This window comes from Bradyrhizobium guangxiense, from assembly GCF_004114915.1.
Taxonomy (GTDB): domain Bacteria; phylum Pseudomonadota; class Alphaproteobacteria; order Rhizobiales; family Xanthobacteraceae; genus Bradyrhizobium; species Bradyrhizobium guangxiense.
On sequence record NZ_CP022219.1, the window covers coordinates 5,134,732 to 5,159,981 of the forward strand.

A 25,250-nucleotide genomic window follows, 5' to 3' on the forward strand; every position below is an offset into this window, starting at 1 on the left:
AGTCCGGCCGTTAACCAGTCCTAATTATTTCCGCACGCTCTGCCCGGCGAGCTCGATCAGGCCGTGCAGGAAGTCGACGAATTGGATGCCCTCGGCCTTCAGCGCCTTGGGGTAGAGCGAGGACTTGGTCAGCCCGGGCAGCGTGTTGGTCTCGAGATAGACGAGGCCCTTGGCCGAGACGATGAAGTCCGACCGGGAATAGCCGGTGCAGGACATCGCGCGGTGCGCCAGCATCGCCTGCGTCTTCAGTGCGGCGGTGATCTCGGGTGCGAAACGGCCGGGGCAGATCTCCTGGGTCGACTTCAGGAGATATTTCGCGGCGTAGTCGAAATTGCCTTCGCCCGGAATGATCTCGATCGGCGGCAGCGCGATGATCGAACCATCGGTGCGCTCCAGCACGCCGCAGGTCGCCTCCACGCCGGCAATGTAGGGCTCGATGACGTACTCTTCGTGCTTCGCCGCGTTGCGGACGGCAACGAGATCCTGCTTGGCGTTGACGAAGATCAGGCCGTAGCTCGAGCCGTCGCGCGCCGGCTTCGCGATCAGCCTTCCGTATTCGGCGAAGGCCTCGTCGATGTCATCGAGCGCAAGGTTGGCCGGCGGCGTCACGCCGCCGAGTGCGGCAAAGCGCTTGGCCGCGATCTTGTCGAAGGCAAGATGCGAGGACGCCGAGCCCGATCCGGTGAAGGGCACGCCGCGCGCTTCGCACATCACCTGCAATTCGCCGTTCTCGGCCCGTCCGCCGTGAAGGCCGAGCACCAGCACGCGTCCCTCGGCCTTGGCCTGGTCGAGCGCCTGCGCCAGCGGAATCCCCCGCGTACCGGGCTTGAACTCGTCCTCGAATGGACGGGCATGCTCGAGCAGTTGCTTGGACTGCACGGCGTGCACCTTGTCCTCGACGTCCCACCACCAGAGATCAGCCTCGGGCAGCGCCTGATGCAGCGCCTGCGCCGAGGCGACGGAAACCAGACGCTCCCGGTTGGAGCCGCCGAAGAGGATGGTGATGCGCATGGTCATAGTCCGCAATCTCTCTCGTTCGTCATTCCGGGGCGCGACGAAGTCGCGAGCCCGGAATCTCCACCGTCGCTGCCGTCCGATGGATTCCGGGTTCGCGCGTCGCGCGCCCCGGAATGACTGTTAAATAGGAATCCCGATCCGCTTGATTTCCCAGTGTAGCTCAATTCCGGAATTTGCCTTCACCCGTTCGCGCACGGTCTCGCCCAGCGTCTCGATGTCGCGCGCGGTGGCGTCGCCGGTGTTGATCAGGAAATTGCAGTGCATCTCGGAGACCTGCGCGCCGCCGACGCGCAAGCCGCGGCAGCCGGCTGCGTCGACCAGCTTCCAGGCGGAGTGGCCGGGCGGATTCTTGAAGGTCGAGCCGCCGGTCTTCTCGCGGATCGGCTGCGCGCTCTCGCGATGGCTTTGCACCTCCGCCATGCGCGCGCGGATCGCCTCGGCATCCCGGATCTCACCGCGAAAGCGCGCCGAGGTGAAAATGATGGAGGGATCGACGCCGCTGTTGCGGTAGACGAATTTCATGTCGGCGTTGGAGAGGACGTGCTTGGTGCCGTCGCGTCCGACGCCCCTTGCCTCGATCAGCACGTCCTTGGTCTCGCCGCCATTGGCGCCCGCATTCATGCGCAGCGCGCCGCCGATGGTGCCGGGAATGCCGAAGTAGAATTCGAGCCCGCTGATATTGGCCGACGCGGCAACCTCCGCGACGCGCTTGTCGAGTGCGGCAGCCCCTGCCGTGACGACATCGCCGCTCGCGCTTGCCTCGCCGAAGGCGCGCGGCGCAAGACGGATCACCACGCCCGCAATGCCGCCGTCGCGCACGATGAGGTTGGAGCCGACGCCGACGACATAGACCGGGATGTCGGCGGCGAGATGCGCGAGGAAATAAGCGAGATCGTCCTCGTCCGCCGGCGTGAACAGCACCTGCGCCGGGCCGCCGACGCGAAACCAGGTGAGCTCGGCGAGCGATTGGTTCGCGAGCAGCCGGCCGCGAAGGTCAGGCATCGCGGCTTTGAGTGAGGGGGTGATGTCGGGGAAGCTCATGCGGCTTCCTCGAGTGAGGGAAGCACGCTCTTTCCGTTCCCTCCCCCCTTGTGGGGGAGGGGCAGGGAGGGGGGTAACCCCAAGCGAGATCGAAGTTTGTGGCTACCCCTCTCGCCCACCCTCCCCCACAAGGGGGGAGGGAGCGCAGTTTGCCGTGCCGCCGGCTGCGCACCTCTCATTCGCCAGCTCATCCCAGCGCCTTCAATTCGCCGGGCAGCGCATACGCCCATTGCGTGATGTTGCCCGCCCCCAGGCACACGACGAGATCGCCACTCTTGGCGATGCCGTGGACGATCTTGGCAAGCTCGCCGGCGTTGGGCAGCGGGACCACCTCGCGATGCCCGTGCGCGCGCAGGCCTTCGACGAAATGGTCGCGATCGATGCCCTCGATCGGCGCTTCGCCCGCGGCATAGACGTCAGCGACAACAACCGCGTCGGCGTCGTTGAAGCAGGTGCAGAATTCCTCGAACAGCGATTGCAGGCGGGGGTAGCGATGCGGCTGCACCACGGCGATCACCTTGCCGGTGTAGGAATCGCGTGCCGCTTTCAGCACGGCCGCGATCTCCACGGGATGATGGCCGTAATCGTCGATCACGGTGACGCCGTCCCACTCGCCGGTCTTGGTGAAGCGGCGCTTGACGCCGCCGAAGCCGGCCATCGCCTTGCGGATCGCCTCGTCCGACACGCCGAGCGCATGCGCGACCGCGATCGCCGCCGTCGCGTTCGAGGCGTTGTGGCGGCCCGGCATCGGCAGCGCGAGGGCAGCGATCTCGTGCGCGGTGCCGGCCTTGCGGTCGCGGATCACGACCTTGAATTTCGAGCCGCCACCGCCCGCGGTGAGATCGACCAGCCGCGCATCGGCCTGCGGATTCTCGCCGTAAGTGATGATACGGCGATCCTCGATCTTGCCGACGAGGCTCTGCACCACCGGATGATCGATGCACATCACGGCAAAGCCGTAGAACGGCAGGTTCTCGACGAAGTGACGGAAGGCATCCTGCACGGCGTCGAAGGTCTTGAAGTGATCGAGATGCTCGGGGTCGACATTGGTGACGATCGCGACATCGGTCGGCAGCTTCAGGAACGTGCCGTCGCTCTCGTCCGCTTCCACCACCATCCAGTCGCCGGCGCCCAGCCGCGCGTTGGAACCGTAGGCGTTGATGATGCCGCCGTTGATCACGGTCGGATCGAGCCCGCCGGCATCGAGCAGCGTTGCGACCATCGTCGTCGTCGTGGTCTTGCCATGGGTGCCGGCGATGGCGACGCAGCTCTTCAGCCGCATCAGCTCGGCCAGCATCTCGGCGCGGCGCACCACGGGAATGCGCCGTTCGCGCGCGGCCATCAGTTCCGGATTGTCGCGCTTGATCGCGGTCGAGACCACGACGACCTCGGCACCGTCGATATTCTCGGCCTTGTGGCCGACCGAGACCTTCGCCCCCTTCTTGCGCAGGCGGTCGAGATTGTAATTGTCGGAAGCGTCCGAGCCCTGCACGACATAGCCGAGATTGACCAGCACCTCGGCGATGCCGCTCATGCCGATCCCGCCGATCCCGACGAAGTGGATGGGTCCGATCTCGCGCGGCAGTCTCATGCTCTTTTCCCTGACCTCGCCGCCTTGCGCAGGCGGCATCTGGCGAAGGTCACGGCCAAATCAGCCGCGCGCCTTTCCTACTGGATGCCCCGCTTTAGAAGGCGAAGACAAGGGCTTTTTCGCGTCAGATTCCCGCGATCTTGACCACGAGATCGGCCAGCCGCTCGGCCGCGTCGAGCCGGCCAGCGCCGCGGGCGGCTTCGGCCATGCGGGCGAGGCGCGCGGGCTCGGCGGCGAAGGCGGAGATTTCGGACGCCAGCCGGTCGGAGGTGAACTCGGTCTGCGGGATCCGGATCGCGCCATCGACCTTGACCAGCACGCCGGCATTGGCGAACTGGTCCTGGTCGATCGAGCCGGGCAACGGCACCAGGATCGAAGGCCGGCCGATCGCCGCAAGCTCGGCCACCGTGCCGGCGCCGGAGCGCGATACCACGAGATGATTTGAAGCGAGCCGCGCTGGCAGATCGGTGAAGAAGGGTGCAAGCTCGGCCTTGATCTTGAGCTTGTCGTAGACGGCGCGCACGCGGCTCATGTCCTCTTCACGCACCTGCTGGGTGAGGACGAGGCGGCTCCATAACGCAGGCTCGAGCCGCTCGATCGCACCGGGCACGATGTCGGCCATGATGCGCGCGCCCTGGCTGCCGCCGACGACAAGCAGGCGCAGCGGACCGCCCACCTCGGGCGCGACATATTTCACCGCGGCGGCCGCAAGGATTGCCGGCCGCATCGGGGTGCCGACGGTGGTGGTCTTGCCCGACAACGCGGGATCGCGGTCGAGCACGCCGGGCAAGGACGTCGCGATCGCGCGCACGCGGCTCGACAGGAACCGGTTGGCGCGGCCGAGCACCGCGTTGGCGTCGTGGATGATGCCGGGTACGCCGGCGAATTTCGCCGCGACCAGCGGCGGCAGCGTCGGATAGCCGCCGAAGCCGACCACGGCGACGGGCCTCAGGCGCTTGATCAGGGCATAGGCCGACAGCGTGCCGGCGGCGAGCGTGAGGCCGGCATAGGCGAGCTGAAGCGGATTGCGGCCGCGCGCGGTCTCGCTTCTGACGACGTCGATCATGTCCTTGCTGAACAGCCCGCTGTAGCGCAGCGCGCGCTCGTCCGTGACGAGGCGGACGCGATAGCCGCGCCGGATCAGCTCGACGCCCAATGCCTCGGCCGGAAACAGATGGCCGCCGGTGCCGCCCGCGGCGAGAAGAATCAGGGGGGACGTGTCCATGGTGGAGAGTTTTACAGGGAGTTTTCGGGCATTGCGAGCGAAGCGAAGGCGCCATCAAACCCTCATCCTGAGAAGCGCGGAACGCGCGTCTCGAACGATGAAGGCCCGGCTGGTGGCCTCGCCCTTCGAGATGCCGCTCAAAGCGCGGCTCGTCAGGGGGAGGATCAGGCGTAGCTCCGCATCGCCTCGGCATGGCCGCTGGCCTCGACCTCGGTACGCGGGCGCAACCGCGTCAGCGCCAGCATCATGCCGACGCCATAGGCCAGCGACACGATCGAGGAACCACCATAGGAGATAAAGGGCAGCGTCATGCCCTTGGCGGGGATCAGCTGCAGGTTCACCGACATGTTGATTGCGGCCTGCACGCCGAACAGGATCGCAAGGCCCGAAGCGGCAAAGCGCGAGAACATGTCCTCGTTGGCATAGGCCCGTGACAGCGTGCGGATCACGACGAAGGCGAACAGCGCCAGCATGGCCAGGCACAGGATGATGCCGAACTCTTCGGCGGCAACCGCAAACACGAAGTCGGTGTGACTGTCCGGCAGGCTGCGTTTTGCAATTCCCTCGCCCGGTCCGAGGCCAAACCATCCGCCGTTGTAGAAGGCTTCCATGGCGGTATCGACCTGGAAGGTGTCGCCGGAGGCCGGGTTCATGAAGCGCTTGATGCGTCCCGCCACGTGCGGGACGAACAGATAGGCGCTGAACAGGCCGGCCGCGCCGAGGCCGGCGAGCCCGAACACCCAGATCATGCGCATGCCCGCGATGAAGAACAGCGAACCCCACACCATCAGGATCAGCATGGTCTGACCGAAATCCGGCTCCATCACCAGCAGCGCGACCAACATCATGAGCAGCACCAGCGCCATGGTGGTCGCCGGCATCTCCGGCCGCTTGGTCGATTCCGCGAACAGCCAGGCAGCGATGACGACGAAGGACGGCTTGGCGATCTCGGACGCCTGGATGTTGACGCCGAGCAATGTGATCCAGCGCCGCGAGCCCTTCACCTCCGGGCCGATCGCAAGCGTCAGTACGATCAGGACGATGCTGACGGTGAAGATGATCAGCGCCGAGCGGCGGATCGACCGCGGCGACAGGAAGGAGACGCCGAGCAGCACGATGCAGGACGGCACCAGGAACAACACGTGGCGGCTGAAGAAATGGAACGGATCGAGCCCGATGCGGGTCGCAACCGGCGGGCTCGCCGCCAGCGACAGGATCACGCCGGTGAGCATCAGCGCCAGGATGGCGCCCATCAGCGGCTTGTCGACGGTCCACCACCACTCGGAAAAGGGGGTGCGTTCTTCACGGGAGAGCATGGGCGGCCGCTTTCGGACAGAGGTCCGTCCATTGGTCGCCGAGGTTGGTTACCGGGGGGTTAAGGAAACGCGGATGATTGGAGATGATCCTCACTGCCGTCACAAAACATACTGTCACGCCCCGGCTCGACTGGGCATCCAAGGCGCCGCAGCCTTTCGACTGACCCACAACCATCCCGGAATACTGGGTCGCCCGGTCAAGCCGGACGACGACAGCGAGTTGGTGGGACAAAGACGGCCCTACACCACCGGCTTCACGCCCGGCAGAGCCTGCACCAGCTCGCGGAACTTGGTACCGCGGATCTCGAAATTGCGATATTGGTCGAAGGAGGCGCAGGCCGGTGACAGCAGCACGACGGCGTCGGCAAGCCCTGAGGCTTCCGCATCGCGCGCGGCATGCTCGATCGCGACGTCCAAGGTCTGGCTGATCTCGTGCGGCACCTGCGCGCCCAACGTTCCCGAAAATCCCTGCGCGGCTTCACCGATCAGATAGGCTTTTCGGATGCGCGGGAAGAAGCCGGTGAGGCCAGTGATGCCGCCCGCCTTGGGCTTGCCGCCGGCGATCCAGAAAATATCGGCGAAGGACGACAGCGCATGCGCAGTGGCGTCCGCGTTGGTGCCCTTGGAATCGTTGACGAACAGCACGTTGCCGCGGCGGCCGACCTGCTCCATGCGGTGCGCAAGGCCGGGAAAGCTGCGCAGGCCGTTCTGCAGCACATCGAGGCCGATGCCCATGGCGAGGGCGGCCGCGGCGGCGCAGGCCGCGTTCTGCGCGTTGTGCTGCCCACGCAGCGAGCCGATGCCGCCGAGCGCGGCAATCTCGCTGCGCGCACCGCCCGAGCTGCGCACGATGTTGCCGTGCTCGAAATAAATGCCTGATGCCAGCGGGTTCTTGACGGAGATGCGCACCACGTTCTTGCCCGAGCGGTCGAGCCGGTCGGCGATGTCGCGGCAAAAGCCGTCGTCGACACCCACGATCGCGGTGCCGCCGTCCTGCACGCCGGCAACGAGGCGTTCCTTCACCGCGGCATAATGTTCGATCGTGCCGTGGCGATCGATGTGATCCTCGCTGACATTGAGCAGAATGCCGACGGTGGGATCGAGCGAAGGCGTAAGGTCGATCTGGTAGGACGACATCTCGATGACGTGGACCCGGCCCATGCGCGGCGGCTCCAGCGACAGGATCGCGGTGCCGATATTGCCGCCCATCTGGGTGTCGTAGCCGGCGACCTTGGTGAGATGCGCGATCAGCGCCGTCGTGGTCGACTTGCCGTTGGTGCCGGTGATGGCGACGAACGGCGCGTTCGGCGCATGGCGCCGCCGCTCGCGGCAGAACAGCTCGATGTCGCCGATCACCTCGACGCCCGCTTCGCGCGCTTTCAGCACGCTCCAGTGCGGCACCGGATGGGTCAGCGGCACGCCGGGCGCGAGCACGAGGGCTGCGAAGTTCGTCCAGGAGACGTTGCGCAAATCCGCGGTGACGAAGCCGGCCTGCGCGGCCTTGGCCACGTTCTCGGCATTGTCGTCGGCGGCGATCACCTCGGCGCCGCCCGCTTTCAGCGCGTGGCAGGAGGCGAGCCCGGAGCCGCCGAGGCCGAACACCGCGACGGTCTTGCTGGCGAAGGATGTGACCGGGATCATGACTTTACTCCCGTCATTCCGGGGCTCGCAGAGCGAGAACCCGGAATCTCGAGATTCCGGATCGCCGCTTCGCGCCGTCCGGAATGACGAGAATGGGGATACAGGGCCGTCACCATCATCAACGCAGCTTCAGGGTGGAGAGGCCGGCGAGCGCCAGCATCACCGAGATGATCCAGAAGCGGATCACGATCTGCGGCTCGGTCCAGCCGAGCTGCTCGAAATGGTGATGGATCGGCGCCATGCGGAAGATGCGCTTGCCGGTCAGCTTGAACGAGATCACCTGGACGATGACGGAGACCGCCTCCAGCACGAACAGGCCGCCGATCACCGCTAGCACGATCTCGTGCTTCACCGCGACCGCGATCGCGCCCAGCATGCCGCCGAGCGCGAGCGAGCCGGTGTCGCCCATGAAGATCGAAGCTGGTGGAGCATTGAACCAGAGAAAACCGAGGCCGGCGCCCAGCAGCGCGCCGCAGAGCACCGCGAGCTCGCCGGTACCCGCGACGTATTTGATCTGGAGATATTCGGCGAACACGGCGTTGCCGGCGAGATAGGCGATCATCGCAAAGCTCGCGGTCGCGATCATCACCGGCACGATGGCGAGGCCGTCGAGACCGTCGGTGAGGTTCACCGCATTGCCGGCGCCGACGATGACGAAGGCGCCGAAGACGACGAAGAACCAGCCGAAATGCAGCACGGTGTCCTTCAGGAACGGGATCGTCAAAGCGGTCGATGCGGGATCGCGATTGAGCCGCACCAGCGCGTAGCAGGCGACCAGCGCGATCGCCGCCTCGATCAGCAGCCGAAGCTTGCTGCCGAACCCGCTTGTGGTCTGCTTGGTCACCTTGAGGTAGTCGTCATAGAAGCCGACGAAGCCGAAGCCGAGCGTCACCGCCAGCACGATCCAGACATAGGGGTTGAGCGGATTGGCCCACAGCACGGTGCCGACGGTGAGGCCGGACAGGATCATCAGCCCGCCCATCGTGGGCGTGCCCTTCTTGGCAAGATGCGATTGCGGACCGTCGGTCCGGATCGGCTGGCCCTTGCCCTGGCGGATGCGCAAGTGATCGATGATCCAGGGCCCGAACAGGAACACGAATAGCGCGCCGGTGACGACAGCACCGCCGGTGCGGAAGGTGATGTAGCGGAAGACGTTCAGGAAGGTGCGAAAGGCACCGAAGCCCGGAAATGTGTTGGAGAGCTCGATCAGCCAGTAAAACATTCAGTCGGTCCTATGGCGCCGATGCACGCTGTCTCGGCCTTGATGCTGGCCTCTACGTGCCTCAAGCGCATTCGCTGGTCTTCGTCATGAGCCGCGCGACCTCTGGGAAACCGCACGGCTTCGCGCCGCAAGGGGTGGGATTCGGGAACAGCCTTCCAAGCAGTTTACGCCTTTGCCTGCAAGGCGGCCACCAGACCCGGCACAAACTTGTTGACCCAGAACATCTTCTTGCTGCCCTTGACAACCACGACATCGCCTGCCCTCAGCAGATTTGCGACCTCGCCCGGCTTCAGCGTGGCGGGATCGTCGTGCCAGCCGAGACCTTTGCCGGCGGGGAGCACATCGTAGAGGGGGCGCATCAGCGGGCCGACGCAGTAGACCCCGTCGATGCCGTCGAGATGCTTGGCAAGAGCGGTGTGATAGTCCGGCGCATCATCGCCCAGCTCCAGCATGTCGCCGAGCACCGCGATACGCCGGCCACCGGTCACATTGCGCGCCTGCAGACTTTGCAGCGCGGCGGCAACGCTGGCCGGATTGCCGTTGAAGCTGTCGTCGATCACGGTGACGCCGCCGATCGCCTGCTCAACGCCGCGGCCGGTCATGATGCCGACCCGGTCGAGCTTGATCGCGAGCGTCGCGACATCGAGATGCGCGGCATGAATGGAGGCGAGCGCGGCCAGCGCGTTGTGCACCCGGTGTGGCGCGCCCGGGGTCAGGCTGAAGGCGATCTGCTTCTTGCCGATGGCGGCCACGACCTGCCAGCTGTCGCCGTGCGGCGCATGCGCGACCTCGTGCACCTCGGCGTGCTCGCCACCGAAGCGCACGACCTTGCCCTTCCAGTCGGGCGCCTTGATTCCCGCAGGCAGCACCAGCACCCCGTCCTCGGGCAGGCCGAGCGCGATCGACCCCTTCTCGCGCCGGATCGCGTCGAGCGAGCCGAGCTTTTCCAGATGCACGGGCTGGACGTTGACGACGAGCGCCACCGTCGGCCGCGTGAGCTCGCTGAGCCGCGCGATCTCGCCCTGCTGGTTCATACCCATTTCGACGACCCAGAGGCTGGCATCGGGCCTGGCATTGCACAGCGTTAGCGGCACGCCCCAGAAATTGTTGAAGCTCGACGGACTGGCATAGGCGTTCGGATAGGCGGCGAGAAATTCCTTGGTGCTGGTCTTGCCCGCGCTGCCGGTGAGCCCGATCACCGGTCCGTGGTAGCGCGCGCGCGCGGCGCGAGCGAGGCCCCAGAGGCCGTCGATCAGCGTATCCTCGACGACGATCTGGGGAATGCGGATGCCCGCGATCTCGTGCGGCACGATCATCGCGACCGCGCCCGACGCTTCAGCCTTGTCCGCGAACTCCCAGCCGTCGCGCGCGCTGGCGAAGGCCGAGATGAAGCAGCCGCTCGGCGTGCCGCTGAGCGCGACGAACAGGCTGCCCGGCTTCACCAGACGGCTGTCCTGCGTGACGAAGTCGATCTCCGTTTGCGGAAACGACCCGGCGGCGCCCAGCGCGCGCGCGACTTCGGCAACCGTCCATATCGGCGCGCTCATGTAACCCTCGACGTCAATGCGGCGGCGACCGCCTCGTGATCACTGAAGGGCAGCGTCTGGCCGCCGACGATCTGTCCAGTCTCGTGGCCCTTGCCCGCGATGAGCAGCGCATCGCCCTCTTGCAATTCCTCGATCGCGGCGCGGATCGCCGCAGCGCGGTCTCCGATCTCGCGTGCGCCCTTCGCAGTGGCGAGGATCGCGGCGCGGATCGCTTCCGGCTTCTCGCTGCGCGGATTGTCGTCGGTGATGATGATGCCGTCGGCGTTATCAGCGGCGATCTCGCCCATGATCGGGCGCTTGCCGGCATCGCGGTCGCCGCCGGCGCCGAACACCACGACCAGCCTGCGCTTGGCATAGGGACGCAGCGCCTGCAGAGCTTTCGCCAGCGCGTCGGGCTTGTGCGCATAGTCGACGAAGATCGGCGCGCCGTTGCGCTCGCCGACGCGTTCGAGGCGGCCCTTGGCGCCTTCGAGATGCTCGAGGCTTGCGAACACATCGGCGGCATCGCTGCCGGTGCCGATGGCAAGCCCCGCCGACACCAGCGCATTCTCGATCTGGAATTCGCCGACCAGCGGCAGCCTGACCGCGTAACGCTTGCCGCGATGCTCGAGCGCGAGCACCTGCGAAAAACCTTCCACATCGGCGCTGGCAAGACGGATGCCCTCGCCTGCTCCGTCACCGTTGCGGCCGACCGCCATGATGCGCAGGCCGCGCGCCTTCGCGGCATCGATCGCTTCCGCCGAGCAATCATGGTCGGCCGAGATCACCGCCGCGCCGCCCGGGGACACCAGTTCCCGGAACAGGCGGAGTTTCGCCGCAAGATAATGTGCCACCGTCGGATGGTAATCCATGTGGTCGCGCGACAGATTGGTGAAGCCGGCGGCGGAGACGCGCACGCCGTCGAGCCGGTACTGATCGAGCCCGTGCGATGACGCTTCGAAGGCGAGATGCGTGACGCCCTCGCGCGCGATCTCGTCGATCTGCCGGTGCAGCGCGATCGGATCCGGCGTCGTCAACGAACCGTAGACCGTGCGCCTGGGCGAGACGAGGCCGATGGTGCCGATGCTGGCGGAGGCGTGCCCCAGCCGCTCCCAGATCTGCCGCGTGAAGGCTGCCACCGAGGTCTTGCCGCTGGTGCCGGTCACCGCGGCGATCGTCGCGGGCTGCAACGGGAAGAAGCTTGCCGCCGCCAGCGCCAGCGCGCGGCGCGGATTGGCCACCGCGATAAACGGCACCTTGCAGGCGGCCGGCGCGTGATCGCCGACCACCGCGACCGCGCCTGCTGCCACAGCGGCATCGATGAAGCGTGCGCCGTCGGTCTTGCTGCCCGCGAGCGCGAAGAAGAGATCGCCCGGCCTGACCGCGCGGCTGTCGAGCGCAAGACCGGTCACGTCGAGCGCGGCGACAGCGGGCTCGATCGCGGTATCATGGCCCAGAACATCCTGACCTAAGAGGTCGCGCAGCTTCATGGTCTTCCAGTCGACTTGCCTGCCGGAAAGCCGAATCCCCGGGGAAAATCCCGACTCAGCCGCGGCGATGGGCCACCCGTTGATTACTGGGTTGTCCTGGATGCTGCAAGAATAAGGCGGTCCGCGGGCGGCAGGTCGAACCGCGGCTCGACGCCCAAGAGCGGCGCGATCCGCTCGATCACCTTGCCGCCGGTCGGCACCGCGTTCCAGCCCGAAGTGATGAAACCATGCGTTTCGGGCAGCGCCTGCGGCTCGTCCAGCATGATCAGGACGTGATATTTGGGATCATCGCATGGCAGAATGGCGGTGAACGAGTTGAGCACGCGCTTCTTGGCGTAACGGCCGTTGATGACCTTCTCAGACGTGCCGGTCTTGCCGCCGACGTAATAGCCCTTGATGTCGGCGGTCTTGGCGGTACCGATCTCAGCATTGAGCCGCATCAGGTAACGCATCTTGTCGCTGGTATCCTGCTTGATCACGCGCTTGGCCAATGTCGCCGCCTCGGCCTCGCTGCGCTTCATGAAGGTCGGTGGAATCAAATAGCCGCCGTTGACGAGCGCGTTGATGCCCATCACCGCCTGCAGCGGCGCCACGGAGAGCCCTTGTCCGAATGCGGCGGTGACCGTGTTCAGTTCGCTCCAGCGGCGCGGGATCAGCGGTGCCGCGCTCTCCGGCAACTCGGTGCGCAGCCGCGTCAATTGTCCCATCTTGGCGAGGAACGCCTTGTGCGCCTCGACGCCCTGGCCGAGCGCGATCCGCGCGGCGCCGATGTTGGAGGAGTAGGTGAACACTTCCTTGGTGTTGATGAAGCGTCCGAGCGGATGGCTGTCGTGGATGGTGAACTTGCCGTAGTGCAGATTTCCGCGTGCGTCCCACGACGAGTTCAAATTGATCTTGCCGGAATCGAGCGCCATCGCCAGCGTGAACGCCTTGAAGGTCGAACCCATCTCGTAGACGCCGGTGGTCAGGCGGTTGATGCGGTCGGGGTCGTGCGCTTCCTTGGGATTGTTGGGGTCGAAATCCGGCAAGGACACCATCGCCACGATCTCGCCGGTCTTGACGTTCGAGACGATGCCGGAGGCGGCCTTGGCGTGGAACTTGTCCTTGGCCTTCAACAGCTCGTCACGCAGCGCGTGCTCGACGCGCAGATCGACCGAAAGCTCGATCGGCTTTTGCAGCCGGTCGGTGGCAAAGCCGGCGCGATGGAGATCGGCGAGGCCCTGATTGTCGAGCCACTTCTCCATGCCGGCGATGCCCTGGTTGTCGATGTTGACGAGACCGATGAGGTGGGCAACCTCGTTGCCGGTCGGATAGACGCGCTTGTTCTCGCGCAGGAAGCCGATGCCGGGAATGCCGAGCTTGTGGACGGCCTGCTGCTGCGCCGCCGTGACCTCGCGCTTGAGCCAGACGAATCCCTTGCGCGTCCTCAGGCGCTCGCGCACCTCGGCCTCGTCGAGGTCGGGAATGGTCGCCGTCAGCAGCTCGATCGCCTCGTCCTTGTCGATGATGCGGCGCGGCTCTCCGAACAGGCTCGCCGCCTTGACGTCGGTGGCGAGAATGGCGCCGTTACGGTCGACGATGTCGGGGCGCGCGGTCGCAACCACTTCCTGCGCCGCGGCGCGGCGGGCGCCATGGGCATCGGCACCGATCGCAAACATCACGAGTCGGCCGCCGATCAGGGCATAGATCGAGGCGAAGGCGAGCATCGCCAGTCCCACACGCGCGCGCGCCTTCGCGGCGCGGTCGACATTGCGCCCGTAGAGCAGGCTGCGGATCAGCCGCTGCCGCCACGGTTCTGTAGGTTTGGCCGAAGTCGCAGCGCTCATTGCTTGTCCTCGGGCTGAGACACGGAGCCCGTCACGTTGTCGGGATCGCTCGCGGCTTCGATGGTGTTGAGCATGGCTCCGATCGGATCGGGCTCGCCCGGCCTGAACATCCGCGGCGGACGCTCCGGCAGGTTCTTCAGCGAATCGTATTGCGTGCCGTTGACGGGCTTCAGATGCAGATGCCGGTCGGACAGGCCTTGCAGCCGCAGCGGCGCGTCGAGCTTGGCCCATTCGGACCGCAGCGCCGCAATCGCGTCGCGCTGCTCGCGGATCTCCGCATGCAGCCGCAACACCTTCTCGGTGCGCGCCGTGGAGTCCATCTTGATCCGGTAGACATAGGCCGCAGCGAAGATCAGCGCGCCGATGACGAGGAGGTGGATGATGCGCATGCGCTAGCCGCCCCTCATCACGTCGGAGAGTCTCGGCCAGGACGATGGCTCGTCATCCTGATGCGCGGGTGCCGAGGTACGCTCGGCGGCGCGCAGCTTTGCGGACCGCGCGCGCGGATTCTGCGCGACTTCCTCTTCGCCGGCGATCACGGGCCGCCGCGTCAGCAGCTGGAAGCTGGGCGGAACCTGCGCCAGCTCCGGCAGATGCCGCGAGCCGCCGCCGGTCTTCGAACGCGCGGCGAAGAAATTCTTGACGATGCGGTCTTCCAGCGAATGGAAGGAAACCACGACGAGGCGGCCACCCGGCTTGAGCACGCGCTCCGCAGCGGCCAGCGCGGTCTGCAGCTCCTCAAGCTCCTCGTTGACGAAGATGCGCAGGGCCTGGAACGTCCGTGTCGCAGGATGGATGTCGCCGGGCTTGGAGCGCACGATCCTGCCGATGAGATCGGCGAGCGCGCGCGTGGTCGTGAACGGCGTCTCCTGCCGGTCGGCAACGATGGCCCGGGCGATGCGGCGCGACTGCCGCTCCTCACCGAGCTGATAGATGATGTCGGCAAGATCGCCTTCCGAGGCGCGCGCGACCACGTCGGCCGCCGTCGGCCCAACCTGCCCCATCCGCATGTCGAGCGGACCATCGAGGCGGAAGGAGAAGCCGCGACCGGCCTGGTCGAGCTGCATCGAGGACACTCCGACATCCATCACGACGCCGTCCACGGCCTCGATGCCTTGCGCCGCGCAGACCTCGGCGAGGTTGGAGAAGCGGTCCTCGACCAGGGTCAGTCGGCCCGCGGAGTGCTCGACCAGCTCGGCACCGCCCGCGATCGCAGTGCGGTCGCGATCGATGGCAATGAGCCGGGTTCCCGGCACCGCCAGGATCGCGCGGCTATAGCCGCCGGCGCCAAAGGTGGCATCGACATAGATGCCACCCTCGCGCGGCGCGAGATGGGCGATGGCCTCGCGGCCGAGAACGGGAATGTGCGGGACCGAGCTCATGCGCCAGGCCTTGTGACCCAAAGCCTTGTGACCCAAAGCCTTGCAACCCTGAGCCTGCCGAAGGCCCGGCCTGACGTCCAAGCAAGATCGGGGACGAACAAGCCCATAACGCCTCGAATCATTCCGTGTCGCGGCGGTTCCACGACAAAGCCCTAGTCCAGCATGGTTATCGCGCCCGGTCGTCCCGGGCTGCAAACCCAGTGTTGCCAGTGGAATTTGTCGGGCAGCCATGGGATTTCGAGCCAAAATACGCTTTGGCCGCCTCCGGACGCGGGTCGGCTCTTCATCCCTCAGTAACGGCCCTTAGCGTTAAGAAAGCGTTGATCGGCTCGCGACAAGTCGAAAAGGTGATGCAGCGGTGATGCCTCATCCACACACCGCGCCAAAATAGATCCGTTAACCGCGCCGGACGATTGCGCACAAGGGAGGGTAAAGGAATAGTAAAGAGAAGGGCTTGGCCCATTCTCGTTCGACTTGAGCTGTCTATGCCGCCGTCCGGTTCGTCCACGCCGTCTGGATCTGATTCGAAGCGTCAGCGCGCTCTCCCGGTTCCCAAGGCCGCGGCGAACATGCGGACGTTCGAGCCGGACTCCTCGATCGTGTCCGACATCATCCCCTCACCGAACTATGGCGAGCGCAACAACGGACGGCAGCCCGACATGATCGTGCTGCACTACACCGGCATGCCTGATGTCGAGGGCGCGCTGGCGCGGCTGTGCACGGCCGGCACCGAAGTCTCCGCGCATTATGTCGTGCTGGAGGACGGCCGCATCGTGCAATGCGTGCCGGAAGCGATGCGCGCCTGGCACGCCGGCGTATCGTCCTGGGCCGGCGAAGACGACGTCAATTCCTGCTCGATCGGCATCGAGATCGTCAATCGGGGCCATGACTGGGGCTATCCCGAATTTCCGCTGCGCCAGATCGCCGCCGTGATCGCACTGTGCCGCGGCATCATGCTCCGCCGCAAGGTGCCGGCTCACCGCGTGCTCGGCCATTCCGACGTCGCGCCCGCACGCAAGAAGGACCCCGGCGAAAAATTTCCGTGGCACTCGCTCGCCAACTCCGGCGTCGGTCATTGGGTCACGCCGGCTCCTATCACGCGTGGCCAGACTCTGATGCTCGGCACCATCAGCGACGAGGTGCTGAGCATGCAGCAGGCGCTCGCCAAATACGGCTATGGCGTTCCGCTGACCGGCAAATACGACGCAGCGACCATGGAAGTCGTCACCGCCTTCCAGCGCCATTTCCGCCCGGCGCGGCTCGACGGCGTCGCGGACCACTCGACGCTGTCGACGTTGCGAGCGCTGCTGGCGAGCCTGCCGGCAGAGGGGACGCCGGTCGCGTCGAAATAGCAGACGTCTTCCGAGAATGTGATCTCTTGCTCCGTCATGGTCGGGACAAGCCCGGGCATGGCGGAACCTCAATCCATCTCCCTCATCCTCCGCGCATAGAGCCGCCGCAACGGCTCCAGCTGCGTCGCGTCCGTCGCCGCGCGATAGGCCTTTCGCGCCTCATCCTTGCGGCCGAGCCGCCGCAACAGATCCGCCCTCACCGCGGGCAACAGCTCATAGCCGCGAAGCCCGCCGCGCGCGGTGATCGCATCGACGAGATCGAGCGCACGTGCCGGCCCGTCGACCATCGACAGCGCCGCGGCGTGGTTGAGCTCGATGACCGGGGACGGGTTGATGCGCAGCAAGACCTCGTAGAGCCCGGCGATTTGCGGCCAGTCGGTCTGCTCAAAGCTCGGCGCGCGCGCATGCAGCGCGGCGATCGCGGCCTGCACCACATAGGCCTGCGGCCGGCCGGGCATGCGCAGCGCGTCCTCGACCAGACCCAGGCCTTCCTCGATCTGCGCGCGATCCCAGCGCGAGCGATCCTGCTCCTCGAGCAGCACGATGTCGCCGGCCGTCGTCTCGCGTCCGGCGCGGCGCGCATCGTGCAGCAGCATCAAGGCCACGAGGCCCTTGATGCCGGCGCGATCCGGCATCAGACGATCAAGCAAGCGGCCGAGCCGGATCGCCTCTGTCGCAAGATCGGGCCGCATCAGATCCGCGCCTTCGGTCGCGACATAGCCCTCGGTGAAGACGAGATAGATCACGGCGAGCACGCCATCGAGCCGCGCCGCCAGCGCGTCCTGCTCGGGCACCTCGTAGGGAATGCCGGCGAGCCTGATCTTCTGCTTGGCGCGGCCCAGCCGCTGCCCCATGGCCTCCTCGCCGACGAGAAAGGCGCGCGCGACCTGCGCGGTCGACAGCCCGCAGACGGTGCGCAGCGTCAGCGCAACCTGGACCTCGGCTGCGAACGCAGGATGGCAACAGGTGAAGATCAGCCGCAACACGTCGTCGTCGAGCGTCAAGGCAGGCTCGTCGACCGTTTGCGCGTTCAGCTCGAGCTCGTGCACCAGCGCCTGCTGCTTGCCGCGAAAGACCGCCTGGCGGCGAATCCGATCGATCGCCTTGTGCTTGGCGACGTTGACCAGCCAGGCGCGCGGATTGTCGGGGACCGCGCCCGCCGCCCAGCGCTCCAGCGCGACGGCAAACGCATCCTGCAGCGCATCCTCGGCGAGATCGAAATCGCCGACGAGGCGGATCAGCGTGGCCAGCGCACGCCCAGCCTCGTCGCGGAAGATGGTCTCGATCTCGCTCGGGGTCATGCGCCGACGCGCGGCCTGGCCGTCACTTGTCGTACACCCAGATCGGCCGCACCTCGATCGATCCGATGCGCGCGCTCGGAATCCGCGCCGCGATCTCGATCGCCGCATCGAGGTCCTTGGCCTCGATCAGGTAATAGCCGCCGAGCTGCTCGCGCGTCTCCGCAAACGGACCGTCGGTCGTCAGCACCTTGCCGTCGCGCACGCGGACGGTCGTCGCGGTCGTGGTCGGCCGCAGGCGATCGCCGGCCTTGAAATTGCCACTCTGGATGATGCCTTGGGTAAAGGTCTGGTATTCGGCCATCAGCTTCTGAGCGGTGGCCGCGTCGTTCTTCGCGTACTCGACTTCGTTCTGGTAGATCATCAGCAGATATTGCATCGCTTCACTCCTGTTGTTCGGCTGGGTCGCCGACATCCAGTCGAACGGGCCACGCGTCAAACGACATCTTCAGGATAAATTATTTTGGACCGCCGGTGGGTGGCGATATCGGCTTGACGAAACCGTCACAAATGCCCCATGCGTTGTCGGTCAGTCGGCCGGACGGCCGCTCCGGCAGGTGCCGAAAGGCCGCCGGGGAGGAAAGTCCGGGCTCCCTTGACATGCGGTGCCGGATAACGTCCGGCGGGGGTGACCCCAGGGAAAGTGCCACAGAGAACGAACCGCCCCGCTTCGCCTTCGGCTTTGCGGGGTAAGGGTGAAAAGGTGCGGTAAGAGCGCACCGCGGTTCCGGCAACGGAGCCGGCATGGCAAACCCCACCGGGAGCAAAACCGAATAGGGACGGCGTAGCGGGCAGTTCGCTTTGAGCGATAACGCCGCGGGGCGATGTCAGGCCCGCCGTCCGGGTAGGTTGCTCGAGGCCATGTGCAAACACGGTCCCAGAGGAATGGCCGTCACGTATCGTTCGCGCAAGCGGACGGTGCCCTACAGAACCCGGCTTACAGGCCGGCTGATATCCTAAGGCGTTTTCGAGCGAAGTGGGTTTCCGGTTCGCGTGAAGAAGACGCATCCTACGAGAGTGACGAGGGGTTCGATGCTAACCGCATCGGACCCCTCACCATTTTCGTCGCTGTCATTCCAGGGCTCGCGAAGCGAGAGCCCGGAATGGATCGCGCTGCAGGGTCGGTGGAGGAATGGTTTCGTGCTGCGCGTAGCGCGTGCGCTCTACCCACGCAGCCGCTGCCGGAGAGATGGCAACACCCTTTACTTCGCCGATTTGTCCGCGATGATACCCAGTTTATGAATTTCCGGTGTCTTGGCGAACATGTCGCCTGCCTTGATCTTCTCCATCAACCCGGCGGCGACCTTTCCGTTGAGATGCGCCTCGCGTCCCGCCTCGTCGTCGAATGTATCGAATATTGCGAAAGAGGAAGGTCCTTCCTGAATCGCATACCATGAGATCGTTCCGGGTTCGGCCTTCACCAAAGGAACCGCCGACCGCAGGAAGTCCGCGACCTCCTTCTCCTTGCCCGGCTTGGCTTCAAGCGGAATGTACAGCGCGAACTTTGTCATTCTGTCTCCAGTTCTGATCTTCGCTAGTGTCTGTCGCTACCAATCGGCTTCGTGTCATGACCCCTCAGCCAGACAATTCCTCGCGCCAGAGGTCGATCCTTGAGGAACTCTCTTTATTACTTCCCCGTTGGGGCAGGTTGTTCGCCAGTGCGGCGCCTGGGGGAATATCCCGCCGAAGAAATCGGACTGAGGCATTGCGCTTCAGCCCGCATCTTTACCGCGCGCGAAATCTGGTCGAGCGGTTCTTCGACAAGATTAAGCACTGTCGGGGGATCGCGACGCGATACGACAAACTCGCGGCCAACTATCTCGCGTTCGTCCAGCTTGCATTGACCTAGGCAACGATCGCGTTCAGCACCTTCATCAGCGCCTCCGGCGCCGTCACATTCGGCGCGTGGCTCGCGTCGAGCTCGAAATAGCGCCAGCCGTCCTCATTCTTCGTGCGCCTCGCAAACTGCCCGAACACGTCGCCCGGCGGGATGCGCGTGCAGTAGATGTAGCTGCGCGGCATCGACGGCTCGCCATGCGCGAGCTTCAGCTTCGCCTCGAAGCACTTGATCGGCATCGCCACCCGGCGCGCGTTGAGCCAGTCGAGATCGCCCTGCGGCGTATCCGGCGGCGGCGGGTTCGGCGGAATGTGATGGCCGTCACCGGACGCTGCCGCCTTGCGCATCGGCTCGCGCCCGCTCTCGTTGAGGTCGAACAGCGATTGGCCGTCGCGCGGCACGAAGGCGTCGGGATAGATCAGTTGCGTCACGCGCTCGCGGGCGCGGTCGGCGACGGCGGTCGCGACCATGCCGCCGTAGCTGTGGCCGAGCAGCACGATGTCGCTGAGATCATCGAAGGCGATGACGTTGAGGATATCCTGGATATGCGTCTCGAGATCGATCGCCGGGCTGGCGAGATGCACGCGTTCGCCGAGCCCGGTATAGGTCGGCGCCACCAGGCGATGACCGGCCGCCGCCATCAGCGGATGCATCTTCTTCCAGGCCCATCCGCCGGACCACGCGCCGTGACAGAGCAGGAAGGTCTTCGCGCGTGCGGCCATCGGCGTTTCCATCGTTCTTGCTTGATACGATGGAGCGTAGCGGCATGGTGCGCGATGTAAACGCTGCGGCTGCTCAGGCCGCGCGCGCGTCCGCCTTCACCAGCACCGGTGCAAGCTCATCGGCCTCGCGCCGCAGCTTGCTCGGCTCGAAACCGTGCATGCCGAGCTGCCATTGCAGCCCGACGATGGCGCCCTTAGTCGGTTGCAGCAGTGCGAGCGAGGCGAACAGCGTCACCGGCAGCCACACCGCGAGTTGCAGCCACTCCGGCGGCGCATAGGCGGTTTCGACCGCGAGGATCGCCGGCACCACGAGATGACCGACCACGACCATCACGAGATAGGCGGGGAAGTCATCGGCGCGCTGATGGAACAGCTCCTCGCCGCAATGATCGCAGCTATGGGCGACTTTGAGGAAGCGGCCGAACAGATGCCCTTCGCCGCAATTCGGGCATTTGCCGCGGAAACCGCGCCACATCGCCTTCGTCAGAGAGACTGAACCGGCCGCCATGACCACACCTCTTCCGTTTTGATGATCCATACAATAATATCTTGCATCCATACATTCAAAGGATATGGACCAACATTGCATGGATTTGATCCCGACAATCTCGGAGCTGTCAGGCCCGCGCTATCAGCGCATCGTCGAGGCCATGGAAGCCGACATTGCCGCCGGCCGGCTGGTGCGCGGCCAGCAATTGCCGACGCAGCGCGCGCTGGCGAAGGCGCTCGGCGTCGATCTCACCACGGTGACGCGCGCCTACACGGAGGCGCGGCGGCGCGGCCTCATGGAGGCACGGGTCGGACAGGGCTCGTTCGTGTCGGAGACCAGCGCGCGCCGCGCGGTCGCCCTGCCGCATCCCGTCGCGATCGATCTTTCCATGAACGTGCCGCCGCATCCGCTGGAGGCGCAGCTCGACGAGCGCATCATCGCCGGAATGGAATCCATCCGCGCGCAATCGGGCCTGACGGCGTATCTCAACTATCAGCCGCCCGGCGGCAGCGCGCATGAGCGCGAAGTCGCCGCGCGCTGGATGCGCGCCCGCGTTCCGCACGCGCATGCCGACAGGCTCGTGATCTTTCCCGGCGCGCAGACGATCCTGTTCAACCTGCTCGCACACCTTGCGCGGCCTGGTGATATCGTGCTGACGGAAGCGCTGACCTTCCCCGGCATCAAGGCGGCCGCGATGCGGCTCGGCATCGAGCTCGTCGGCGTCGCCATGGACGATGGCGGCATCCTGCCCGATGCGCTGGCAAAGGCCTGCCGCACGCACCGGCCGAAGGCCGTCTATCTCATTCCGACGCTGCACAATCCGACCACCGCGACGCTTCTCCCCGAGCGGCGCAGCGCGATCGCAAAGATCATCCGCGATACCGGCACGATCCTGGTCGAGGACGACGCCTACGGCGTGCTCGACCGCTCGGCAGCACCGATCGCGAACCTGATTCCGGAGCGGACTTATCTCGCGACCACGCTGTCGAAATGCATCGCGCCGGCGCTCCGCGTCGCCTATCTGTTGACGCCCGACAGCGCTGCGCAGCGGGAGATGCGCACATGCCTGCAGGCGACGGTGCAGATGCCGGCGCCGCTGATGGTCGCACTGGTGACGCATTGGATCGAAGCTGGGATTGCCGATCGCATCATCGCCGCCATTCGCAACGAAGCCATCGGCCGCCAGCAACTGGCACAGCGCGCACTGAAAGGGTTTCAGTTCCTCGCCAGGCCCGCCGCCCATCATCTATGGCTGCGGCTGCCGGAGGGACGCCCTGATGTGGCAGCCTATCTCCTGCGGAACGGCCTTGCGGTCGTCGCCGGCGAGGCCTTCACCGTGGACGGGACGCCGTCGCATGCTGCGCGCGTCTCGCTGGGCGCGGCGCGCAACAGGGCCGAATTGACCGAAGCGCTGCGCATCCTGGTCGGCGCGCTGCACACGCCCGCCGACGCCAGGCAGATCGTCTAGATTCTTCTTGCCGGTTACTGGTGGTGGCGGCGGTGGCGCGGACGAACCGCCGGGGTCGCACCCGGCGGATAGGCCGCATAGGCCTCGGCCGGGGCTACCATCTCGCCGCGGGCCGCGCGTCCCGCAGGCGTAAGCTGACCGCCATTGAGCACGTCGCGGTCGGGATGGGCGGCCTGATAGGCCGCCGGCTCGGAAAACTGCGCCTGCGCCATTGTCGGCATCAAGGCCGCTGCCGACAACAATGCAGCCGCAACGGCGATGCTGGTCCGGATCATGGTCATTCTCCGTCATCTCGTTCGGAACTGGCCGATCGGTGCGCGATGGTGTCGGGCGGGCCGGCCGAATTGAAGTACGGCCATCATGTAGGCCTGTCTTCCGCGAACGCCCGACGCCGCAGATCACGCTTGCGTGCAGGACGGATTGACCTGCACGGCAAGGCCCGTGCTATGGGGGCAATCGGGATCAACCATTCGGGATCGGTCCGGCGACAAGGACAATCTGTTGGAAACGCTCACCTACGTCCTGCTGCTGTTCGGCGCATTGGCTGGCGGTTTCGTCTCGGGGCTGGCCGGATTCGGCACGGCGCTGATGGCGCTCGGCATCTGGCTTTACGTGCTGCCGCCCTCGCTCGCGGTGCCGCTGGTGCTGATCTGCTCGGTGATCGCGCAGACCTCGACGCTGCCCTCGATGTGGAAGAGCTTCGACCTGTCGCTGGTATGGCCGTTCCTGATCGGCGGATTGATCGGCGTGCCGCTTGGCACCATGCTGATCGCCTCGGCCGATCCAAAGGTGTTCAAGCTGAGCGTCGGCATTCTAATTCTGATCTTCTCGACGTCGCTCTACCTGAACAAGAGGCCGCTTGCCTTCAAGTTCGGCGGTCGCATCGCCGACGGCGCGATCGGTTTTGCCGGCGGCATCCTTGGTGGCCTCGCCGGATTGTCGGGGCCGCTGCCGATCCTGTGGGCCAATATCCGCGGCTGGAACAAGCACGAACGGCGCGGCATCTTCCAGCTCTTCAATTTCACGGTGCTCGCGACCGCGTTGGTGCTGCAGACCGCATCGGGTCTCGTCGAGCTGAGGGTGCTCTGGCTCGCGATGATCGCATTTCCGGGCACCTTGATCGGCGCCTGGGCCGGCGCGCGTGTCTATCACGCCCTCAACGACAAGCATTTCGGCGATGTCGTGCTCGGCCTGTTGTTCCTGTCGGGTCTTACCCTCGTCTGGAACAGTCTCGCCGCGCTCTAGCCCTCATGTTCTCGCGGCGGGGGATGCCGCCAGCAAAGGCTGCTCGTTCGTCACTGCGGTCATTGCTCTTCTGCAGCCCACCATCACCACCGCCTGGCAGCAGGCCATCACGCGGGCTCGCGGACGACAGGCGCAATGGGTTCGGGGCTCTGCTGCTCCGCAGGCGTCTCCTTGGGCGCCAGTGTCAGGCGTTTCCTGAACTCGCGGCGCAGCAGCCACAGGCTCAAGCCCGCCTGCAACGTGGTCGTCGCGACCGAGAGGTACCAGACGTACTCCATGCGAAAGCCCGGCCTCGTCGAGAGCCAGATCGCCGGCAGGGAGTAGGTGAACACGCGCGTCGCCGAGCTCAGCAGCACCGGCCTGGTGTTGCCGAGGGCCTGGAACATGCTCGAGCAGGTGAAGATCAGCCCCTGCGCGACCATGTTGAGCGAGATGATCCGCAGGAACAGATAGGCGATCTCCATGGTCTCGCGGTCGTTCGAGAATCCGGCAAGCAGCAGCTCGGGCTTCACCTGCGCGAGGATCATGAAGCCGGCCATCACGATCGTGACGATCAAAGCGGCCTTGACGAAAGTTTCCCGCACGCGCGCAGCGTTGGCGGCGCCGACGTTCTGACCGGCGATCGGCCCGGCCGCCAGCCCGACCGCAAGAGCAGGCATGTTGATCAGGCCGAGCACGCGCTGCCCGATGCCGAAGCCTGCCTGCGCCGCCGCGCCGAAATCACGCAGCACGTAGTACACCACCGCCATGAAGATGAACATCATCGCGAACTCACCGCCCGCCGGCAGGCCGACATTGAGGATCCGCTTCAGATGGCGCAGCTGTGGACGCCACTGCGTCGGATCGAAGCCGACGTAGCGCTCGACCTTTCGGAAATAGACAAGCAACATCAGGGCGCCGATGGCGACCGCGATCGAACTCGCCAGCCCGGCACCGGCCACCCCGAGCGGATGGCCGGTGCCCCAGCCCGAGATCAGCACCGGCGCCAGCGCGATATTGATGGCCACGGCAAGCGCCTGCACCAGCATGGAGGGACGTACGATACCGGTGGCGCGCAGCGCAGATCCCATCACCTGGGTCGCGAACTGCAGCGCGAGCGCCGGCATGAACCACAACAGATAGGTGGTCCCGGCCTCGATCGTGGCTTGATCCGCGGCGATCGAACGCATGTAGGCACGCGACAGCGCGGCACCTGCGACCAGGGTCAACAGGCCGAACAGCACCGACAGCGCGATCGCCTGGTTGAAGATCAGGTTGGCATCCGGCCGGTCCTTGCGTCCGACGGCATGCGCGATCAGCGCGACCGTTCCGACGCCGAGCACCTGCATCAGCCCGTTGACGAGAAAGCCGGCATTGCCGGCCGCGGCGACGCCCGCCACGGCGGCATCGCCCAGGCCCGACACGAAGTACAGGTCAACCAGCTGGCAGACCATGATCGAGATCATGCCGGCCATGATCGGCGGCGCCATCACCAGGATGTGTCTCACGATGGAGCCGTTCGTCAGGTCTTTCATGTCAATCCGTCCTCGACGCATTCCTTGGGCGCACCCTTGATGGCAGC

The 25,250-nt window shown here is 65.8% G+C and carries 22 protein-coding genes, 1 other RNA gene and 1 pseudogene; 5 read left to right on the forward strand and 19 right to left on the reverse strand.

Annotation, left to right across the window (positions count from 1 at the left end):
- Positions 1 to 24: 24 nt before the first annotated feature.
- The 12 genes from X268_RS24535 to rsmH all read right to left on the reverse strand — a co-directional run bounded on the left by X268_RS24535 (position 25) and on the right by rsmH (position 15,277).
- Positions 25 to 1,011: a D-alanine--D-alanine ligase family protein gene (locus X268_RS24535; protein ID WP_164938183.1), complete on the reverse strand. Its 987-nt coding sequence runs from the start codon at positions 1,009 to 1,011 to the stop codon at positions 25 to 27.
- Positions 1,012 to 1,137: 126 nt separating this feature from the next.
- The gene (murB, locus tag X268_RS24540; RefSeq protein ID WP_128927310.1) at positions 1,138 to 2,058 is read right to left on the reverse strand and encodes a UDP-N-acetylmuramate dehydrogenase; all 921 of its coding nucleotides are present in this window, start codon (positions 2,056 to 2,058) and stop codon (positions 1,138 to 1,140) included.
- Positions 2,059 to 2,245: 187 nt separating this feature from the next.
- Complete coding sequence (gene murC / locus X268_RS24545; RefSeq protein ID WP_128927311.1) at positions 2,246 to 3,649, reverse strand: UDP-N-acetylmuramate--L-alanine ligase; 1,404 nt, start codon at positions 3,647 to 3,649, stop codon at positions 2,246 to 2,248.
- Between the two features lie 124 nt (positions 3,650 to 3,773).
- Positions 3,774 to 4,874 (reverse strand): undecaprenyldiphospho-muramoylpentapeptide beta-N-acetylglucosaminyltransferase, encoded by a 1,101-nt coding sequence (murG, locus tag X268_RS24550; RefSeq protein WP_128927312.1) that lies wholly within the window; start codon positions 4,872 to 4,874, stop codon positions 3,774 to 3,776.
- A gap of 164 nt (positions 4,875 to 5,038) precedes the next feature.
- Positions 5,039 to 6,190, reverse strand: coding sequence for a putative lipid II flippase FtsW (gene ftsW, locus X268_RS24555; RefSeq protein WP_128927313.1), 1,152 nt, complete (start codon positions 6,188 to 6,190; stop codon positions 5,039 to 5,041).
- A gap of 240 nt (positions 6,191 to 6,430) precedes the next feature.
- Positions 6,431 to 7,831: a UDP-N-acetylmuramoyl-L-alanine--D-glutamate ligase gene (gene murD / locus X268_RS24560; RefSeq protein WP_128927314.1), complete on the reverse strand. Its 1,401-nt coding sequence runs from the start codon at positions 7,829 to 7,831 to the stop codon at positions 6,431 to 6,433.
- Between the two features lie 118 nt (positions 7,832 to 7,949).
- The gene (gene mraY, locus X268_RS24565) at positions 7,950 to 9,053 is read right to left on the reverse strand and encodes a phospho-N-acetylmuramoyl-pentapeptide-transferase (protein ID WP_128927315.1); all 1,104 of its coding nucleotides are present in this window, start codon (positions 9,051 to 9,053) and stop codon (positions 7,950 to 7,952) included.
- A 164-nt stretch (positions 9,054 to 9,217) separates the two neighbouring features.
- On the reverse strand, positions 9,218 to 10,600 hold the full coding sequence (locus X268_RS24570; protein ID WP_128927316.1) for a UDP-N-acetylmuramoyl-tripeptide--D-alanyl-D-alanine ligase: 1,383 nt from the start codon (positions 10,598 to 10,600) through the stop codon (positions 9,218 to 9,220).
- Entirely contained in the window at positions 10,597 to 12,069 is a 1,473-nt protein-coding gene (locus X268_RS24575; RefSeq protein WP_128927317.1) for a UDP-N-acetylmuramoyl-L-alanyl-D-glutamate--2,6-diaminopimelate ligase, read from the reverse strand. Before X268_RS24575 ends, X268_RS24570 begins: the two co-directional genes overlap by 4 nt.
- Positions 12,070 to 12,152: 83 nt before the next feature.
- On the reverse strand, positions 12,153 to 13,895 hold the full coding sequence (locus X268_RS24580) for a peptidoglycan D,D-transpeptidase FtsI family protein (RefSeq protein WP_128927318.1): 1,743 nt from the start codon (positions 13,893 to 13,895) through the stop codon (positions 12,153 to 12,155).
- Positions 13,892 to 14,284: a cell division protein FtsL gene (gene ftsL, locus X268_RS24585; RefSeq protein ID WP_128927319.1), complete on the reverse strand. Its 393-nt coding sequence runs from the start codon at positions 14,282 to 14,284 to the stop codon at positions 13,892 to 13,894. The genes X268_RS24580 and ftsL overlap by 4 nt, the downstream gene beginning before the upstream one ends.
- A gap of 3 nt (positions 14,285 to 14,287) precedes the next feature.
- Complete coding sequence (rsmH, locus tag X268_RS24590) at positions 14,288 to 15,277, reverse strand: 16S rRNA (cytosine(1402)-N(4))-methyltransferase RsmH (RefSeq protein ID WP_164937911.1); 990 nt, start codon at positions 15,275 to 15,277, stop codon at positions 14,288 to 14,290.
- Positions 15,278 to 15,846: 569 nt separating this feature from the next.
- Here rsmH and X268_RS24595 point away from each other — a divergent pair.
- Entirely contained in the window at positions 15,847 to 16,629 is a 783-nt protein-coding gene (locus X268_RS24595; protein ID WP_128927321.1) for an N-acetylmuramoyl-L-alanine amidase, read from the forward strand.
- A gap of 68 nt (positions 16,630 to 16,697) precedes the next feature.
- Here X268_RS24595 and X268_RS24600 read toward each other — a convergent pair whose 3' ends face one another.
- Positions 16,698 to 17,930, reverse strand: coding sequence for an RNA polymerase sigma factor (locus X268_RS24600; RefSeq protein WP_128927322.1), 1,233 nt, complete (start codon positions 17,928 to 17,930; stop codon positions 16,698 to 16,700).
- A 22-nt stretch (positions 17,931 to 17,952) separates the two neighbouring features.
- Positions 17,953 to 18,306, reverse strand: a complete 354-nt coding sequence (locus X268_RS24605; RefSeq protein WP_128929375.1) for a YciI family protein — start codon at positions 18,304 to 18,306, stop codon at positions 17,953 to 17,955.
- A 150-nt stretch (positions 18,307 to 18,456) separates the two neighbouring features.
- Between X268_RS24605 and rnpB the strand changes: the two genes are divergently transcribed.
- An RNA gene (gene rnpB / locus X268_RS24610) (RNase P RNA component class A) lies at positions 18,457 to 18,883 on the forward strand.
- 246 nt (positions 18,884 to 19,129) lie between these two features.
- Here the strand turns inward: rnpB and X268_RS24615 are convergent.
- On the reverse strand, positions 19,130 to 19,438 hold the full coding sequence (locus tag X268_RS24615; protein ID WP_128927323.1) for a putative quinol monooxygenase: 309 nt from the start codon (positions 19,436 to 19,438) through the stop codon (positions 19,130 to 19,132).
- 151 nt (positions 19,439 to 19,589) lie between these two features.
- Between X268_RS24615 and X268_RS24620 the strand changes: the two are divergent.
- Positions 19,590 to 19,776, forward strand: a pseudogene (locus tag X268_RS24620) (transposase); the annotation flags it as partial.
- Here X268_RS24620 and X268_RS24625 read toward each other — a convergent pair.
- Both X268_RS24625 and X268_RS24630 read right to left on the reverse strand, forming a co-directional pair.
- The gene (locus tag X268_RS24625; protein ID WP_164937912.1) at positions 19,773 to 20,486 is read right to left on the reverse strand and encodes an alpha/beta fold hydrolase; all 714 of its coding nucleotides are present in this window, start codon (positions 20,484 to 20,486) and stop codon (positions 19,773 to 19,775) included. The pseudogene X268_RS24620 and the gene X268_RS24625 overlap by 4 nt on opposite strands.
- Before the next feature lie 73 nt (positions 20,487 to 20,559).
- Complete coding sequence (locus X268_RS24630) at positions 20,560 to 21,024, reverse strand: DUF983 domain-containing protein (protein ID WP_164937913.1); 465 nt, start codon at positions 21,022 to 21,024, stop codon at positions 20,560 to 20,562.
- Positions 21,025 to 21,073: 49 nt separating this feature from the next.
- On the opposite strand from X268_RS24630, the gene X268_RS24635 reads away from it, so the two are divergent.
- A complete protein-coding gene (locus X268_RS24635) occupies positions 21,074 to 22,444 on the forward strand; it encodes an aminotransferase-like domain-containing protein (protein WP_164937914.1) in 1,371 nt (456 codons plus the stop codon).
- Positions 22,445 to 22,458: 14 nt separating this feature from the next.
- Here the strand turns inward: X268_RS24635 and X268_RS24640 are convergent, their stop codons facing one another.
- Entirely contained in the window at positions 22,459 to 22,719 is a 261-nt protein-coding gene (locus tag X268_RS24640) for a hypothetical protein (RefSeq protein ID WP_164937915.1), read from the reverse strand.
- 226 nt (positions 22,720 to 22,945) lie between these two features.
- On the opposite strand from X268_RS24640, the gene X268_RS24645 reads away from it, so the two are divergent.
- Positions 22,946 to 23,689: a sulfite exporter TauE/SafE family protein gene (locus X268_RS24645; RefSeq protein WP_128927328.1), complete on the forward strand. Its 744-nt coding sequence runs from the start codon at positions 22,946 to 22,948 to the stop codon at positions 23,687 to 23,689.
- Between the two features lie 107 nt (positions 23,690 to 23,796).
- Here the strand turns inward: X268_RS24645 and X268_RS24650 are convergent, their stop codons facing one another.
- A complete protein-coding gene (locus tag X268_RS24650) occupies positions 23,797 to 25,203 on the reverse strand; it encodes an MATE family efflux transporter (protein WP_164937916.1) in 1,407 nt (468 codons plus the stop codon).
- Positions 25,204 to 25,250 lie beyond the last annotated feature (47 nt).